The 15,021-nt window shown below is 43.7% G+C and carries 12 protein-coding genes; 8 read left to right on the top strand and 4 right to left on the bottom strand.

Features of this window, described 5'->3' with window-relative positions:
* Positions 1–149: 149 nt before the first annotated feature.
* Positions 150–2,729, top strand: a complete 2,580-nt coding sequence (locus J7649_RS03555) for a bifunctional diguanylate cyclase/phosphodiesterase (protein WP_219309409.1) — start codon at positions 150–152, stop codon at positions 2,727–2,729.
* A 172-nt stretch (positions 2,730–2,901) separates the two neighbouring features.
* Here J7649_RS03555 and J7649_RS03560 read toward each other — a convergent pair whose 3' ends face one another.
* The 3 genes from J7649_RS03560 to J7649_RS03570 form a co-directional block, all read right to left on the bottom strand.
* Complete coding sequence (locus J7649_RS03560; protein ID WP_219309410.1) at positions 2,902–4,101, bottom strand: MFS transporter; 1,200 nt, start codon at positions 4,099–4,101, stop codon at positions 2,902–2,904.
* Between the two features lie 17 nt (positions 4,102–4,118).
* Positions 4,119–5,384, bottom strand: coding sequence for a DcaP family trimeric outer membrane transporter (locus J7649_RS03565; RefSeq protein ID WP_219309411.1), 1,266 nt, complete (start codon positions 5,382–5,384; stop codon positions 4,119–4,121).
* A gap of 117 nt (positions 5,385–5,501) precedes the next feature.
* Positions 5,502–6,800: an MFS transporter gene (locus tag J7649_RS03570; RefSeq protein ID WP_005096906.1), complete on the bottom strand. Its 1,299-nt coding sequence runs from the start codon at positions 6,798–6,800 to the stop codon at positions 5,502–5,504.
* A gap of 456 nt (positions 6,801–7,256) precedes the next feature.
* On the opposite strand from J7649_RS03570, the gene J7649_RS03575 reads away from it, so the two are divergent.
* Genes J7649_RS03575 through J7649_RS03585 form a run of 3 tightly spaced genes read left to right on the top strand, consistent with a single transcriptional unit; the run spans position 7,257 to position 10,790 of the window.
* Positions 7,257–8,030: an enoyl-CoA hydratase gene (locus J7649_RS03575; protein ID WP_219309412.1), complete on the top strand. Its 774-nt coding sequence runs from the start codon at positions 7,257–7,259 to the stop codon at positions 8,028–8,030.
* Between the two features lie 2 nt (positions 8,031–8,032).
* Positions 8,033–9,553: a 3-hydroxyacyl-CoA dehydrogenase gene (locus J7649_RS03580; RefSeq protein WP_219309414.1), complete on the top strand. Its 1,521-nt coding sequence runs from the start codon at positions 8,033–8,035 to the stop codon at positions 9,551–9,553.
* A 25-nt stretch (positions 9,554–9,578) separates the two neighbouring features.
* Positions 9,579–10,790, top strand: a complete 1,212-nt coding sequence (locus J7649_RS03585; RefSeq protein WP_219309416.1) for a 3-oxoadipyl-CoA thiolase — start codon at positions 9,579–9,581, stop codon at positions 10,788–10,790.
* A 120-nt stretch (positions 10,791–10,910) separates the two neighbouring features.
* Here J7649_RS03585 and J7649_RS03590 read toward each other — a convergent pair whose 3' ends face one another.
* Complete coding sequence (locus tag J7649_RS03590) at positions 10,911–11,348, bottom strand: PaaI family thioesterase (RefSeq protein WP_005246335.1); 438 nt, start codon at positions 11,346–11,348, stop codon at positions 10,911–10,913.
* Positions 11,349–11,458: 110 nt separating this feature from the next.
* Here J7649_RS03590 and J7649_RS03595 point away from each other — a divergent pair, with 110 nt between their 5' ends.
* From J7649_RS03595 to J7649_RS03610, 4 genes are read left to right on the top strand one after another with little or no spacing between them, the layout of a single operon-like run.
* Positions 11,459–12,214 (top strand): class II aldolase/adducin family protein, encoded by a 756-nt coding sequence (locus J7649_RS03595; RefSeq protein ID WP_219309418.1) that lies wholly within the window; start codon positions 11,459–11,461, stop codon positions 12,212–12,214.
* On the top strand, positions 12,211–13,134 hold the full coding sequence (locus J7649_RS03600) for a 2-hydroxyacid dehydrogenase (RefSeq protein WP_219309420.1): 924 nt from the start codon (positions 12,211–12,213) through the stop codon (positions 13,132–13,134). Before J7649_RS03595 ends, J7649_RS03600 begins: the two co-directional genes overlap by 4 nt.
* 37 nt (positions 13,135–13,171) lie before the next feature.
* Positions 13,172–13,960: an enoyl-CoA hydratase-related protein gene (locus J7649_RS03605; protein WP_219310044.1), complete on the top strand. Its 789-nt coding sequence runs from the start codon at positions 13,172–13,174 to the stop codon at positions 13,958–13,960.
* Between the two features lie 11 nt (positions 13,961–13,971).
* Positions 13,972–14,952, top strand: coding sequence for an NAD(P)H-dependent flavin oxidoreductase (locus J7649_RS03610; protein ID WP_005096900.1), 981 nt, complete (start codon positions 13,972–13,974; stop codon positions 14,950–14,952).
* Positions 14,953–15,021 lie beyond the last annotated feature (69 nt).

Here is a 15,021-nt window from a genome sequence, read left to right on the forward strand (position 1 = left end):
CTGTGATTTTTAAATTTTAGAATTATTATCAAATACACGTAATATTGACCATATTTCCGCATTTTAAAGATATAAATACAAACTTTTGCTAATGATTATTTTAATAATAAGTCTAAAATGTTAACAAGCTAAGGAAGGTGATAGTCTGAATGAATAATAATTGTGATGATCAAGAAATTTTTCATATTTTTAATCTGATTGGTCGCCATACTGAACTTAAACCTATCCTCGATGTTATTAGCCAGTGGCTTGAAGCGCGTATACCAGATGCGCTTGTCACTATTATGCTCTATAAGGATGACACCCAAACTTTAAACGTTATAAGCGGCAAACAGCACTTTTCAAAAGAGTACTGTAATGCTATTCAAGATTTGAAAATTGGGCCAAATCAAGGATCGTGTGGTGTAGCTGCTTTCCTGCGTCAGTTGGTCATTAGTCCAAATCTAATGAAAGACCCAAACTGGCAGCCTTACCGTGCTTTGGTAAACGCAGAAAAATTGTCTAGCTGCTGGTCTATGCCGATTATTAATGCTTCAGATATTCTATACGGAACGTTTGCCACCTATTATCGAACACCCAAAATACCGACTGAACCTCATATTCAGCTTTTACAGCAAGCGGCAAAATTAGTTGCCCTCGCAATTGAGCTTGATCAGGAACGTCAAAAAAGACATGAGCTTAATGAAAAATACAGCTCATTTTATACCTATCATCCAGATATTATTTTTGAACTTGACCTACAGGGACATGTGCTTAATACCAATATTGCTTGCGAAGAAATTACAGGTTTTTCTAAAGCGCAAATTCATGGTCAGCACTATTGTGCCTTCATACCGCCCGAATTCCATGAACTTGCTAACGTTTCATTTTCAGAAGCGGCGCAAGGTAAATCTCAACATTATGAACTTCCAATTTATAATGTTGCAGGCGATATCTTATGGCTGGATCTGACCAATTTACCGATTATTCAAAATCAGAAAGTCACCGGTATTATTGGCATTGCCCGAGATATTACTGTATCGCGTGAAAACAAGGAGTCTCTACGATTATTAAAACGGGGGGTAGAGGCCAGTCCGAATAGTCTTTTTATTACCGATGTCTCTGAAGAAAGGCTAATGGTGTATGTAAATCCGGCTTTTCTAAAGCTCACCGGTTATACAGCAGCAGAAGTATTAGGACAAAGCTGTTTTTTCTTACAGGGTCCAGATACTGATCCGGATCAGATTGCATTACTCAAGCAAGCGGTCAAAGAACAAAAAGAAATTCAGGTGACTATAAAAAGTTACTGTAAAGATGGCAGCTGGTTCTGGAATCGTTTAACCATAGGTCCTATTTTTGACCAGACAGGAACCTGCACCCATTTTTTGGGGATTCAGGAAGATATTACCCAGCAACGTATTCACGAAGAATATATTCAGCATCAGCATACTCATGATCATTTAACCGGTTTACCGAACCAGCATGCATTCAAACAGATTCTGGAAGATATTTTTGAAGTACAGCACGAGAGCTCACAACCTTTAGTCTTGCTGTATATAGATCTGGACGACTTTAAAAATATCAACGACAGCTTAGGTCATCTGGTGGGGGACCAGATTCTCAAAAGTGTGGGCGAGCGGCTGCAAAAATTTGTTCAAGGCAATAATGTGCTATGCCGCTTTGCTGAAGATGAATTTATTTTACTGCTCTCAGGGACAGATGAGCACACTGAAGTCGAGGCGATCGCCGGAGAAATTCTTGATCTTCTTTCCATGCTGTTTATTGTCGATCAGTACAAAATACATTTAAGTGCCAGTATTGGTATCGTGGCAGATGACAGTTCAATTCATCATTCTTCTGAATTGATTTATCAGTCTGTTTTGGCGATGCAGGAAGCCAAAAGACAAGGTCGTAATATGTGGCAGTGGTATGAAAAAACCAGAATGCAGCCTGTCGCAGAAATAGACTATACGAATCTGCGTCTGGAACTCATGGAAGCGATCAATCAGGAAAATTTTGACCTGTTCTATCAGCCGTTGATTCATCCTGAAACTGGACTGGTAACAGGTGTAGAAGCTTTAATCCGTTGGTGCCATCCACAGCAGGGTTATATTTCCCCAGCGATTTTTATTCCACTTGCAGAAAGAACCGGGCAAATTATTAGCGTAGGTCAATGGGTATTGGAAAAGGCCTGTCTAGATATTGCGGAGTGGAACAAGACGCACAATAGCCAGATCACAGTATCGGTGAATATTTCTCCTTTGCAATTCCGTAGAGCAGGCTTTTTGCAAGTACTTGAACATGCTCTTGAACTCAGTCAATTACCACCGGAATTACTTAAAATTGAAATTACGGAAGGTGTCATCATTAATGGCGCAGATCGAACCATAGAAATTTTGAAAGCGGTGCGTGCTTTAGGTGTACAGGTTGCCATTGATGACTTTGGCACAGGTTATTCGAGTCTCAGTTATCTGCGTCGCTTGCCGATCAATCAAATCAAGTTAGACCGTAGTTTTATTGAAGAGTTGACCCTCGATGGTCAGGATGCTGCGATTGTGCAATCCATTATTCATCTGGCCCATCAGCTGGATTTGGAAGTTGTCGCGGAAGGGGTCGAAACCTTAAGTCAGGCCAGCTTGCTCTATCAACAGGGCTGTGATCTGCTACAAGGCTTCTTTTATGCAAAACCTGCACCTTTAACTGAATTGAAACCTATTTATCTCGCAATGGAAAATAGTAAATTGAATTAACTCTAAAAAGTTAAGATATCAATATTTTCAACCGTTCTTCATGTAGAAAGACAATGATAAACAGGCCTAAAGAATTTTCCTATTTTATGAGCGTATCATCTTAATAATTTGCATTTGGTATAGAAAGCGGGATAAAAAATAAGCTTTTAACCCCAAAGGTTTTTAACAGTATCTAAGGTTCAGGCTGAATATTGGCTAAATTTCTTTCTTGGTTCAGATCATAATAGTTAATCGCAAAAATCAACACGGCAAAAATAAAACCTAAAATGACACAGGCAGACCAGCCATAGCTTTTCCATAAATGCAGCGATAAAAATGCCCCCAGACCGGCACCAGAAAAATAACAGGTCATATAGATGGCATTAATCCGCGAGCGAGCCTGCATTGAAATTCGATAGACCAGATTCTGGTTCAAGACATGCAAACAGGAAATTCCGAAATAAGCCAGAATTAGGCCCAGGATATAAATCCATAAATAATTCTGGGCAAAGAATAAGGGAATCCAGGCCAGAATCAGTCCGCAGGTGGCCAGATGCGCAATCCATTTTTCCCGATGTCTGCCAATCATTTTACCGGTCCACTGAGAGGACCAGATGCCGACCACCCCCACAATGCCCATAAGGCCAATCTGAAAATCGTTAAAATGATAAGGTGCTTCAGCCAGAATAAAAGTCATGGTAGTAAAGATAATACTCAGCATGCCAAAGCCCAAACCTCCGATCATACTACGCCGGATCAGCATGGGTTCTGTTCGGGCAAAGGTAAATAGTGAGCGATAAATTTGCAATATATTCATCTGCAACTGGCTTTTCGCTTTGGGTAACTGATACCACATGGCGATACTGAGCAACAGGATAGAGCAGCCACTTAATAGGTATACGGCATGCCAAGACCATAAGGTAGAAATTAATCCTGATACAGTTCGGGCAAACAGGATGCCGACCAATACACCACTCATCAGCAGACCGACCACTTCAGCACTTTTTTCTCGCTGAGACAGGTTGGCAGCAAAGGGAATCAGAATCTGGGTGGTGATCGAACAAAAAGAGGCGAGCAGGGTAAAGCCATACAACATATGCAGATTGGTACTGGCTGAAAGCCCAATAAGCGCCAGTCCGGTACACAACATCAAACTACAGATATACAGCCGTTTTTCAAACAAATCACCCAGAGGGACAAACAAAAATAATCCGGTGGCATAGCCAATCTGGGTCAGTACTACAGTCCAACCAGACTGAGCCACACTGATTTGCAGATCCTCTGCAATAGAATAAATCAGGGGCTGGTTAAAATAGTTACAACCTGCGCAGAGTGCGCAGGTCATTGCCATCATGAACATGAAACGGCGTGAAATTTGCCCTTGGGCTGACATCCTTGTCTCCTGAGGCTTTAAAAACTATAGTTGGCAGAGAGGTTGATACGCGAAATATCTGCTTCCTTATTGTCAAAGGTTTCACGCTTGCCATGATGATATTCTGCACCCAAATTAATCTTTGGAACAGGAGAATAGATCACGTTAGCCACATAGTCGGTTAAGCGCTTATTGGTTTCCGGATTGGCTTTGGCATAATCGCTAGAATCATCAAAATCAACCACGCTGGCATTAATACTACTACGTAGTTTCGGCGTAAATTTATGCGTGAAGCCAATATTTATACTATTGAACTCATTCAATAAAAGTTCATTATTGATTGGATCGACTGAATAATCGCCACCCCAGGCAGCACCATCGGTTGTTGAACCTTGAGTCAAGAAAGCTGCAATACGCTGATCACCGACCATATGGAAATAGTTACCTTGAATCGAGTTTTGATCATCTAAACGGTAACGTCCACCAACGCCCACACCCCAGCCAACTTTCTCGATATCACCTGTATCTGTTTGCGCCTGCTTTTGATTGACAAAGCCTTGAGCTAATAAATGAAGAGGGCCTGATTGATGAACATACTTAGTGGTTAATGCAGGCAAAGCAGAAGAACGATCGCCACCGGCCATATATTCCAGACCGACATTCCAGGTATTTTCTGGATCAAGTTTGAAAGCATAGCTCATCTGAGGTGTACGTAAGACTGATCCACCCAGGAACAAGCTGTAATCGACAGCTTCAGTGCTAATTTCTGGTGTAGACATCAATGACCAAGCCTGACCAAATGTCCAGTTATAATATTTTAAATGTGCATGACGGATACGTAATCCACCATCGCCTTTACCATTGTTGGTCCAGAAGTCGGCTTCTAAACGAGCAGAAACATTTGGATTGCCTCCCAGATCTTTGGCAAGGAAACCTATGCGGCTGGCAGCCGCAGTAAAATCGGAACGTACAGAATCCGGTTCAGTAAAAGGCACTTTATTGATCTGGTTAATAGTTCGGCCACGGGCTTCAGTCGTACTTTTGAAATCGACTGCACCATCAAAGCGGATCAAACCATAAACATCGACATTGTCAACCATTGAACTCAGGGTTTTAGAGTCTTGGGCTTTGGCTTCTTCCTGCTGGGTCTTTAGCGCGAGTTGCGCTGCTTTTTGTTGTTCCAGTTCAGCCTGGATTTGCTTTAACTGTGATTCTAAAAACTGCATCCGGTCTTCAGATGCTTCTGCTGAAAATGCCTGTGCTGAAGCAATACCACATAGTGTCGCTAAAACTAATTTTTTCATTTCTTAATCCCTGAAGAAACTTTTAATTCTGAATGAAAGGAAACCTTTCTATACTGACGTGTTGTAAATATTTGAAGTGAGGAAGGCAGCGATTTGACCTGCCTTCCGAAGTAGGGTTTATTCTGCTTTTTGCGGATCGTATAAACGGTCTTTAATAAACAGGGCAGGAATCAAACCGCATAGGAAATATGCTGCACCCATTACCAACAGACCTGTACCGATCGAACCATGCATCGCAAGATAACCAATCGTAATTGGCGCGAAGATTGCACCGATACGACCAATATTGAATGCACCGCCCACCGCTGTACCACGAACACCAGTCGGGAAACTTTCGGTTAGATAGGTTGCATTGATGGCATATGGAATACCGTACAGGAAGCCGAAGATTAGCATCAGTACGCCAATGTTATCGGCATTATGCATATACACCACGACAGGGATAAATAGCGCTGTTCCCATGGTGCCGAAAGCAAACACAATACGGCGACCAATTTTATCAGCAACATAACCTGCAATGATTTTGGCAAAAATCATGGTGATGAATGTACCCACCATATACAGTGCCATTTCTTTAAACTTAATGCCTAATTCAGCTTCAAGATAACTTGGCAACCAGTTACTTACACCGAAGTAACCAAATAACAGGAAACCGGAGCTGAAAGACCACAAGATAAACATCTTGCCATGGGTTTTATCTTTAAGAATGGTGATGTATGGATTACCTTTTTTGGTATCGTTATCCACAATCTGACCAGTTCTTTTCATTTCACGGACACGTTTCCATGATTCTGGCTCTGGCACCATAAAGTGCATCAGGATACCCAAAGCTAATGGAGCAATTGTGATCCAGTACAGCATACGCCAGCCGAACTCAGGAATAATCCAGCCTGAAATCATGGTAATCACCAATGAACCTAAAGTGAAACCAGTCATCAATGTTGCCAGTACAGTAGTACGGTATTTGGTCGGTACGTATTCTGACATCAGGGTATTACAGGCAATATATAAACAGCCTAAACCCAAGCAAGAAAGAGTACGTAAAATTGCAAATTCAGTATAAGACTGAGCAAAACCTGAGTAGGCTGACAAGATCGAGAAGGCGATGGTGGCCAGTACAATGACGCGGACACGTCCAAATTTGTCGCATGCCCATCCACCAATAAAACCTCCTATCCCCATACCCAAAAGAGAATAACTTCCTAAAGCACCAGCCTGTACAGAAGTTAATCCCCATTCAGCTTTCAGACTGGTCAGGCTGAAAGCCAGAATCCCGATATCTGCACCGTCACAGAGCAAAATCAGAAAAGCAAAGACAAAAGCCGTCATCCATAGACGTTTTGGCGCCTGTTTGATGGTATCCGTGGAGGAGACATCGGTTTTATTGTCTCCTGTTACGATGGTATCGCTTGTCATTCTTATATCCTCTATATATTAAAAGTAGCATTTCCTCTGCTACCGCTAAATCCATTTTTCTTCCTCACGGAAACATAGTTTTCCTGATTTAACAGACTTGCTCCTGAACGCTACAGCCGCTGTATTTATTATCAGGCTACATTCGATTTTTCACTTTATTACGCTAAATCAAAATCATCTCATTGCTGGAAAATTTGATTTCGTAAATTAATTTTAAGTTCTGCCTTATGGTGATTATTCATTTAAATGGATAATCAGATTGCATTTAAAATATTTAATTCCGTATTGCGAAATCAATTAATCACAAAATAACCATCTAAACAAGAGTTTTTACTCTATTTTTAGTAAAAAATAACTTTTTTGAATTCTGGAGTTAAAAATCCTTGATTTATAGCTTGAGAAACCTTAGTTTTATATAAAATAAAATTTCGCTATACAAAATAAATGGAGATTTTAATGGAACAGGTCGTTCAAGTAGAACAAGTTTCAGCACATGTAGCGATGGTTAAAATTCATCGACCAGAAGCGAAAAATGCCCTGAATACAGAAGTTCGCCAGAAACTTGCGGCGGCATTTTTGCAACTGAATGACGATGAAAATGTACGTGCCATTATTCTTACCGGTGGTGAAACAGATTTCGCAGCAGGTGCCGATCTTAAAGAACTGGCCAATGCAGAAACCATTCAAATGATGCAGCGCCGGACTGAACGTTACTGGCAGGCGATTGCACAGTGTTCAAAACCGGTGATTGCAGCTGTAAACGGTTATGCACTTGGTGGTGGCTGTGAACTGGCGATGCATGCAGATATTATTATTGCCGGGAAAAGCGCCCAGTTTGGTCAGCCTGAAGTGAAAGTGGGTGTCATGCCGGGTGCCGGTGGTACCCAGCGATTATTCCGTGCCGTGGGTAAATTCCATGCGATGCGTATCATCATGACGGGTTGTCTGATACCAGCGCCGGAAGGTTATCAGATTGGCCTAGTGTCTCAAGTAACGGAAGACAGCGAAACCCTTGCAACAGCAATCAAGATGGCTGAAGGTCTGGCAAAAATGCCGCCAATTGCGCTTGAACAAATCAAGGAAGTGGCTTTACTGGCTGAAGATGTGCCGCTTAATGCCGGACTTACCCTGGAACGTAAGTCTTTCCAGATGCTGTTCTCATCCGAAGATCAAAAAGAAGGCATGCAGGCCTTTATTGAAAAACGTAAACCGAATTATCAGGGACGATAAGCATGAGTATTCAGATTCAGAAAATCGGCATTATTGGTGTAGGCACGATGGGTGCAGGTATTGCCCAGATCGCGATTCAGTCTGGTCATGATGTGGTACTGTTTGATGCCAAAGAAGGGGCAGCCGAACAGGCACAGGATAAACTGGCCAAAACATTAAATACCTTAGCAGATAAAGGTAAATTCAGCCATGAAAAAGCCGCTGAAGATATTGCTCATCTGTCGACTGCGCAGCAGCTAGAAGACCTGAAAGATTGTGACTTGATTGTTGAAGCGATTATTGAAAATCTGGAAATCAAGCAAAAACTGATGCAGCAACTGGAAGGAATGATAAAACCAGAAGCGATTCTGGCATCCAATACCTCTTCATTGTCGATCAGTGCAATCGCTGCCAACTGTGAGCAGCCAGAACGTGTTGCCGGTTATCACTTCTTTAATCCGGTACCACTCATGAAAGTGGTCGAAGTGATTGAAGGCTTTAATACCCGTGCTGACATTATTGAAGCATTAACCCAGCTCTCGATTAAAATGGGGCATCGTCCGGTCAAAGCAAAAGATACTCCAGGATTTATCATTAACCATGCCGGCCGTGCCTTTGGTAGCGAAGCCTATGCAATTTTGAATGAAAATGTCACACCATTTTATGATATTGACAGGATCTACCGTGACGGAATCGGTTTCAAAATGGGGCCGTTTGAATTAGGTGATCTGACCGGTATGGATGTCTCGCACCCGGTGAGTGAATCGATTTATCATCAGTATTATGGAGAAGCACGTTATCGTCCAAGCGTGATTACCCGTCAGCGTTTTATTGCCAAGCAGTTAGGTCGTAAAACCGGTAAAGGTTTCTATGATTACACTTCGGGTAGCAAAGAAGGTGATGTTGCTCCAGCATTGGTTGAAAAGTTAAGTCAATATCCATCAGTCTGGCTAGGCACCGAATATGACGAAGACCGTCAGGCACTTGAGCAATATCTGCAGCAGTTCAATATCCAGATTGAGCAAACTGAGACACCTTCAGCAGAGGCTTTAATCCTGATTGCCACTTATGGTGAAGATGCAACTTCAGCCGCTGTCCGTTATCAGCTGGCACCTCAGCAAGTGGTGTGCATCGATCTGCTATATGGTCTGCATAAACACCGTACCTTGATGCCAACTTTTGTGACCCAACCTGAGCTGGTAAAAGCAGCCCAATCAATTTTCAATCTGGATGGTGTGACCGCCAGCGTAATTCAGGAAAGCGTCGGCTTTGTGGCTCAACGTGCTTTGGCGATGATTGTGAATCTCGGCTGTGATATTGCCCAGCAAGGCGTTGCAACGGTGGAAGATATCAATATCGCGGTGAAATTAGGCCTTGGTTATCCATATGGCCCAATTGAATGGGGGGATGTGCTGGGTGCTGAAAAAATCCTGAAAATTCTGGATAGCATGACTGCGATTACCCGTGACCAGCGTTACCGTCCAAGTCCTTGGTTGCGTCGCCGTGTTCAGCTTGGTCTGCCTCTTGTTCATACAACACATTAATTAAAAAGTTAAAGGAATAACACTCATGTTAAATGCATATATTTATGATGGTTTACGTTCACCAATCGGTCGCCATGCCGGAAGTCTGGCAAGTGTACGTCCAGATGATCTAGCAGCTACAGTCATTAAAAACCTGCTGGAAAAAACCGGTATCCCGGCAGAAGACGTAGAAGATGTAATCTTTGGTAGTACCAACCAGGCCGGTGAAGACAGCCGTAATGTGGCACGTTTTGCAGCATTGTTAGCGGGTATGCCGGTAACAGTTCCGGGGCAGACGGTAAACCGCTTATGTGCATCAGGTCTCGGTGCTGTGATTGATTCGGCACGTGCCATCACTGCAGGCGAAGGCGAGTTGTACATTGCTGGTGGCGTAGAAAGTATGACCCGCGCGCCTTTTGTGATGGGCAAAGCAGAAAGTGCTTATTCACGTGATGCCAAAATTTATGACACCACGATTGGTACCCGTTTCCCGAACCGTAAATTTACGGATCAGTTTGGCGCGCACAGTATGCCTGAAACAGGTGATAACGTGGCTGAAGAATTCGGTATTAGCCGTGAACAGGCTGATACCTTTGCCGCTGCATCACAGGCAAAATATCAGGTAGCGAAAGAATCAGGTTTCTTTGAAGGTGAAATTACCCCGATTGAAGTTTCTCAAGGACGCAAATTGCCGCCTAAACAAATTACTGAGGATGAGCATCCACGTGCATCTTCAACATTTGAAGCTTTATCCAAGTTAAAACCGCTATTTGAAGGTGGTGTAGTAACAGCAGGTAATGCATCAGGAATCAATGACGGCGCTGCAGCACTGATTATCGGCAGTGAAAAAGTGCAGGAACAGTATGGCTTAAAACCTTTAGCTCGTATCCTGTCTTCTGCAGCCGCTGGCATTGAGCCACGCATCATGGGTGCAGGCCCAATTGAAGCGATTAAAAAGGCAGTACAACGTGCTGGTTTGACGCTAGACGATATGGATATCATCGAGATTAATGAAGCCTTTGCCAGTCAGGTATTATCTTGCCTGAAAGGTCTGGATGTCGCTTTGGATGATCCGCGTGTCAATCCAAATGGTGGTGCGATTGCCATTGGTCATCCACTGGGCTGTTCGGGTGCGCGTTTGGCTTTAACCGTTGCACGTCAGTTACAGCGTACCGGTAAAAAATATGCCGTGATTAGTCTGTGTATCGGTCTGGGTCAAGGCTTGGCGATGGTGATTGAAAACCCTGAAGCTGCATAACAGTTTAGTCATAGTCTTAATGCCATGTATCTATGATATGCATGGCATTCTTTATTGGGATTTTTCTTTCAAAATAAAAATCCCTGCACATGCAGGGATTGATTACATCACTGTAATGATTTACTTACGGGCAGTGACTAATAAAGTCGCTGAACCAAAAGCATAAACTTTACCTTCTTTATCGATAATTCGGCCTTCTGAGGTCAGTACATTACGCCCGATCCGGATGACTTCACCAATAGCTGTATAGGTTTCGCCGCTTTTCATCGCTTTCAGCATTTTTACATTCAGGTCAATGGTCGAGAAACTGACACCTGCATCTACTGTCGTATGCACGGCAGCGCCAGTGGCACTATCTAGAACCGTTGCACAAAAGCCGCCATGAATACCACCCTGTAAATTATAATGGCGCTGATCAGGACGCACCTCATATTCCACATAGTTTTCGCGCACCAAGATCAGACGCATGGGAATAATTTCACTCATGGCTGAACTGGAAATTTCCCCATTCTTAATTGCGGTTAGATATTCGAGTCCGTTTAATTGTGATGTTGACATATCAACTCCTTGTAATGATTTATTTCGCTTTATGAAATAATATTCTGTTTTTCTAAAATTATGATATAACAGATAGTGATCGAAATGCTATATTTTTCCAGGATGGAACGATGACAATAAAAAATCTCGTCACAGATGCTGAATGGCAGGCACGTTGTGAACTCGCAGCGCTTTATCGCATTATTGCGCATTACCGGATGACTGATTTAATTGATACCCATATCAGTTTAAGAGTCCCTGATCAGCCTGACTGTTTTCTGATTAATCAGTATGGTGTCGCTTTTGAAAAAATGTGTGCCTCAACGCTGGTCAAGATTAATCATGAAGGGCAGGTCGTAGAAAGCTATGAACAGGATAAGCCGGTGAATATGGCAGGCTTTGTCATCCATGCCGCGATTCATGAAGCACATGCTCATCTGAACTGTGTTATTCATACGCATACCGCAGATGGCATAGCAGTTTCTGCACAGAAACACGGACTTCTGCCCATTTCCCAGCACGCCATGAAGTTTTATCAGCAGGTGGCCTATCACGAATATGAAGGCGTGGCACTTTCAACAGATGAACAAGAACGCCTGATTCAGGACCTAGGCGGCCATCGCGCCATGATTTTACGCAATCACGGACTTTTAACAGCTGGCGAAACCATTGCACGGGCCTTTCATGAAATCTATTTCCTTGAGCGTGCCTGTCAGGCACAGGTGAAAGCCTTAAGTGGCGGTGCCGAACTGCATTATCCAGCAGAAGAAGTCCGAATTAAAACCGCCAAGCAGTTCGCCAGTCCTTTGGTTGAACCGATTTTACAGCGTGCCTGGCAGGCTGCGTTATCCTTGATTGAGCATCAATATACGGAGTATGCATCATGATTGTAATATCCAGTACTGTGCCGAATATTGAAGTCATTCTGGTGAAGTCTTTTCAGAAATATGCGCCTGAGGGTAGTTTTTGTACACTGGACAGCCCGGAAGCTGAACAGGCGACCACAGCAGCTTCGTGGTTTCCAGATCTGGAAAAACTCAAAAAGCTTCCAGAACTTGGCCTGATTCATTCGATTGCTGCAGGGGTCGAACATTTAAATTTAAACGAGATTAGATCTGACCAGTCAGTCTGCCGGGTACTGGATCCACATCATCAAAAGGGCATGTTTGATTATCTGCTCTGGGGCGTGCTGTATTTCCAGCGTTATTTTGACCGCATGATCCAGCAGCAAAAGCAGCAGCTATGGAAACAGTATCGTCAAAGTTATAGCCATCATATCCAGATCGGGATTATGGGCCTTGGCCATATGGGTGGTTATGTGGCAAAACATTTTGCCGACATGGGCTATCAGGTGTCTGGGTGGTCCAATTCCCCAAAAGAGATTGCTCAGGTCAAAAGCTATGTAGGCCAAGAACAGCTTTCCGAGTTCCTGGCCCACAGCCAGATTTTGATTAATTTAATGCCTTTAACTGTAGACAATACTGGCATCTTATCTGAACAGCTATTTAAAAAATTACCCGATCAGGCTGCTCTTATTCAGGTGGGTCGTGGGCAGCATTTAATCGAGCAGGATCTACTCAATGCACTGGAGTCCGGCCAGTTACGTGGTGCAATTGTCGACGTATTTGAACAGGAGCCATTAGCTGCTGAACATCCATTCTGGCAGCATGAAAAGATCTTAGTTACGCCACATGTCGCCTCACATGCACCCATGTCTGTGGTAGTGGAACAGATTCTGGAAAATGACCGACGCTTAAATCTCGGGCTGGATTTGTGCCATCAGGTAGATGTCAATAAAGGCTATTAATTGTAGGGATACAGGCAAAAAAATAAGGAAATTGATGATGTGGGAAACGATTCAAACTCAGGTTCAGCAAGGCGTCGCAACCTTAAGCTTTAACCGTCCGGATTCACTCAACAGTTTTAACCGGCAAATGCATGAGGAAGTGCAGCAGGTGCTGAAAAACTGGAATACAGATCCGGATATTCGAGTGATTGTGATTCGCGGCAAAGGCCGGGCGTTTTCAGCGGGACAGGATTTAAAAGAACGTGCTGGACAGCTCGGCAATGTGCCTTTGCCACCGCAAGGCTCGCTGGCCAAATACTATAATCCCTTGATTAATCTGATCCGCCAGAGTCCCAAACCGGTAATCGCAGCAGTGAATGGTGTGGCTGCTGGTGCAGGTGCCAATATCGCGCTGGCCTGTGATCTGGTCATTGCCAAGGAAAGTGCCCGATTTATTCAGGCCTTTTCTAAAATTGGCTTGATTCCTGATGCCGGTGGCACCTGGATGTTGCCACGTTTAATCGGTTATGCACGTGCCATGGCACTGACTTTTCTGGGGGAACCGGTGCATGCCAAAGAGGCCGCTGAAATGGGCATGATCTGGAAAATGCTTCCAGATACAGAATTTGATGCTTATATCGACGACATTGCACAGCGATTAGCTCAACAGCCGACTTATGCGCTGGCTTTAACCAAACAGGCCTTACAACGCAGTGCTGAAAATAACATGGACCAGCAACTGGAACTGGAACAAAACCTGCAATATCTGGCTCTGAGCAGTCAGGACTATAAAGAAGGTGTCCAGGCTTTTGTCGAAAAACGCCCTGCACAATTTACCGGATGCTAAGGAGAGCATTTATGAAAATTCAGACCCGTATTACCGAGCTTTTAGGCATTCGCTATCCGATTATTCAGGGCGGTATGATGTGGGTCGGTACCGCAGAAATGGCCAGTGCAGTTTCTAATGCTGGTGGCTTGGGAACATTAACGGCATTGACTCAACCGACGCCTGAAGCCTTGGTCAAGGAAATTGCACGCTGCCGAGAAATGACGGATCAGCCTTTTGCTGTCAATCTGACTTTATTGCCCGCTGTGAATCCGCCGCCATATGCCGAATATCGTCAGGCCATTATTGAAAGTGGTATCAAAATCGTAGAAACAGCAGGCAACAAGCCACATGAACATATTGAGGCGTTTAAGCAACACGGCATTATTGTCATTCATAAATGTACTTCCGTCCGTCATGCGCTTTCAGCACAAAGAATCGGTGCGGATATCATTTCGATTGATGGTTTTGAATGTGCGGGCCATCCGGGTGAAGACGATATTCCTGGCCTGATTTTAATTCCTGCCGCTGCGGATCAGCTTACTGTGCCGATTGTGGCCAGTGGCGGTTTTGCTGATGGCCGTGGTCTGGTCGCAGCTTTGGCTTTAGGTGCTGAAGGCATCAATATGGGTACACGCTTTTGTGCCACTAAGGAAGCGCCGATCCATTCAAACATCAAACAGTTCTATGTCGATAATGATGAAAGGGCGACACATCTGCTGTATCGACAGTTCAGGAATACTGCCCGTGTTGCCAAAAATGCGGTATCTGATCTTGTGGTGAAAATGAGTGAAGATCCAAACCTGCAATTTGAACAGATTCGTCCCTATGTCAGCGGTTTAAAAGGCAAGCTCGCTTTAGAAAATGGCGATATTGATGCTGGTGTACTGACTGCAGGTCAAGTGATGGGATTGATTCATGACATTCCGACTTGTCAGGCGCTGATCGAAAATATCATGCAGGAGGCAGAGCAGATTGTTCAGCAACGTTTAGCTCAATTTTTTCCACGTTAATCAACTTTAGTGAAGTCGCTGAATAGAAAAGCCATTCCACCATGAATGGCTTTTTTCATCCTGTATATT

The sequence above is a fragment of the Acinetobacter lwoffii genome (assembly GCF_019343495.1).
Lineage (GTDB): Bacteria > Pseudomonadota > Gammaproteobacteria > Pseudomonadales > Moraxellaceae > Acinetobacter > Acinetobacter lwoffii_P.

Bases quoted from the DNA above. Each gene is read 5' to 3' on its own strand.
- J7649_RS03585 (WP_219309416.1), top strand. From the start codon at position 9,579: ATGTTAAATGCATATATTTATGATGGTTTACGTTCACCAATCGGTCGC.
- J7649_RS03590 (WP_005246335.1), bottom strand. From the start codon at position 11,348: ATGTCAACATCACAATTAAACGGACTCGAATATCTAACCGCAATTAAG.
- J7649_RS03575 (WP_219309412.1), top strand. From the start codon at position 7,257: ATGGAACAGGTCGTTCAAGTAGAACAAGTTTCAGCACATGTAGCGATG.
- J7649_RS03600 (WP_219309420.1), top strand. From the start codon at position 12,211: ATGATTGTAATATCCAGTACTGTGCCGAATATTGAAGTCATTCTGGTG.
- J7649_RS03555 (WP_219309409.1), top strand. From the start codon at position 150: ATGAATAATAATTGTGATGATCAAGAAATTTTTCATATTTTTAATCTG.
- J7649_RS03595 (WP_219309418.1), top strand. From the start codon at position 11,459: ATGACAATAAAAAATCTCGTCACAGATGCTGAATGGCAGGCACGTTGT.
- J7649_RS03580 (WP_219309414.1), top strand. From the start codon at position 8,033: ATGAGTATTCAGATTCAGAAAATCGGCATTATTGGTGTAGGCACGATG.
- J7649_RS03565 (WP_219309411.1), bottom strand. From the start codon at position 5,384: ATGAAAAAATTAGTTTTAGCGACACTATGTGGTATTGCTTCAGCACAG.
- J7649_RS03560 (WP_219309410.1), bottom strand. From the start codon at position 4,101: ATGTCAGCCCAAGGGCAAATTTCACGCCGTTTCATGTTCATGATGGCA.
- J7649_RS03610 (WP_005096900.1), top strand. From the start codon at position 13,972: ATGAAAATTCAGACCCGTATTACCGAGCTTTTAGGCATTCGCTATCCG.
- J7649_RS03605 (WP_219310044.1), top strand. From the start codon at position 13,172: ATGTGGGAAACGATTCAAACTCAGGTTCAGCAAGGCGTCGCAACCTTA.
- J7649_RS03570 (WP_005096906.1), bottom strand. From the start codon at position 6,800: ATGACAAGCGATACCATCGTAACAGGAGACAATAAAACCGATGTCTCC.